Raw genomic sequence first — 1,335 nt, 5'->3', positions numbered from 1 at the left:
CAGGATGACCCGCCAGTCGCCGACCTCGTCTCGACCGCGTTCGACCGTCAGGGTGCGGTCGGTCGGCAGCGTGCCCGTCGCCTCGCGCTGTTCGCTCAGGTGCGCCATCAGGTTCATCCGCGCCTGTTCGTCGAGACCTGCCTCGATGAGTCGCTGCGCGGCCTTCTCGGGCGTCGCCGCCGCCACCTCTCGCGAGAACTTGCCGAGCGCCTCTCCCAGCTCGAACGGACGGCCGATGCCGTCGCCGTGCCAGAAGGGCACCTTGCCCGGCTGGCCGTAGGCGGGGATGACGTTGACCCTGTCGTGGGTGATCTCGGCGATCCGCCAGCTCGTCGTGCCGAGCGTGAACACGTCGCCCACGCGCGACTCGTAGACCATCTCCTCGTCGAGCTCGCCGACGCGCGCGCCGGTCGTCTCGCCCGCGACGAAGACGCCGAACAGGCCGCGGTCGGGGATCGTGCCGCCGCTCGTGACGGCGATGCGCTGCGCGCCGGGCCGGCCGGTGAGGGTGCCGGCGTCTCTGTCCCACACCAGTCGCGGGCGCAGCTCGGCGAACTCGTCGGAGGGGAAGCGTCCGGCGAGCAGGTCGAGCGTCGCCTCGTACGCCGAACGCGGCAGCGACTGGAAGGGTGCCGAGCGGCGCACGGTCTCGAACCACTCCTCGACGCTGATCTCGCCGAGAGCGCTGGCGGCGACCGTCTGCTGCGCGAGGATGTCGAGCGGATTGCGCGGCACCTGGATCGCCTCGATCTTGCCCGCCAGCATCCGCTCGGTGACGATCGCGGTGTGCAGCACATCGCCGCGGTGCTTGGGGAAGAGGGCCGCGCGGCTGATCTCGCCGACCTGGTGCCCCGCGCGACCCACCCGCTGCAGTCCGGAAGCGGCGGACGGCGGGGCTTCGACCTGGATCACCAGATCGACCGCTCCCATGTCGATGCCGAGTTCGAGGCTGCTCGTCGCCACGACGCAGCGCAGGATGCCGGACTTCAGCTCTTCTTCGACCTGGGCGCGCTGCTCTTTCGACACCGAGCCGTGGTGCGCCTTGGCGAGCACGGGGTCGGCGCCGGCGGTGGCGCCGGCCTGGGCCATCATGGCTGCCGGCACCGAGGAGTCGGGCAGCGCGATGCCCATGCGCTCGGAGTAGATCTCGTTCAGACGACCGGTGAGCCGCTCGGCGAGACGCCGGGAGTTCGAGAACACGATGGTCGACTTGTTCTGCAGGATCCGATCGACGATCGCCTCTTCGACGTGCGGCCAGACCGAACCCGTGACCTCGGTGTACTCGGCGTCCGCCGCATCGCCGGCGTCTTTCGGGTCGCCCGGGGGCGGGGGGGG

General features: G+C 70.9%; 1 protein-coding gene. It reads right to left on the bottom strand.

From position 1 onward, the window contains the following. Positions 1-1,335, bottom strand: a 1,335-nt coding sequence (locus J7E68_RS12085; protein WP_285225311.1) for a helicase-related protein, incomplete at both ends; no start/stop codon positions are given.

The sequence above is a fragment of the Microbacterium sp. ISL-103 genome, assembly GCF_018613995.1.
Lineage (GTDB): Bacteria > Actinomycetota > Actinomycetes > Actinomycetales > Microbacteriaceae > Microbacterium.
Note: the sequence above shows the minus strand (reverse complement) of the source record. Positions and strands in the feature narration are given on the sequence as shown.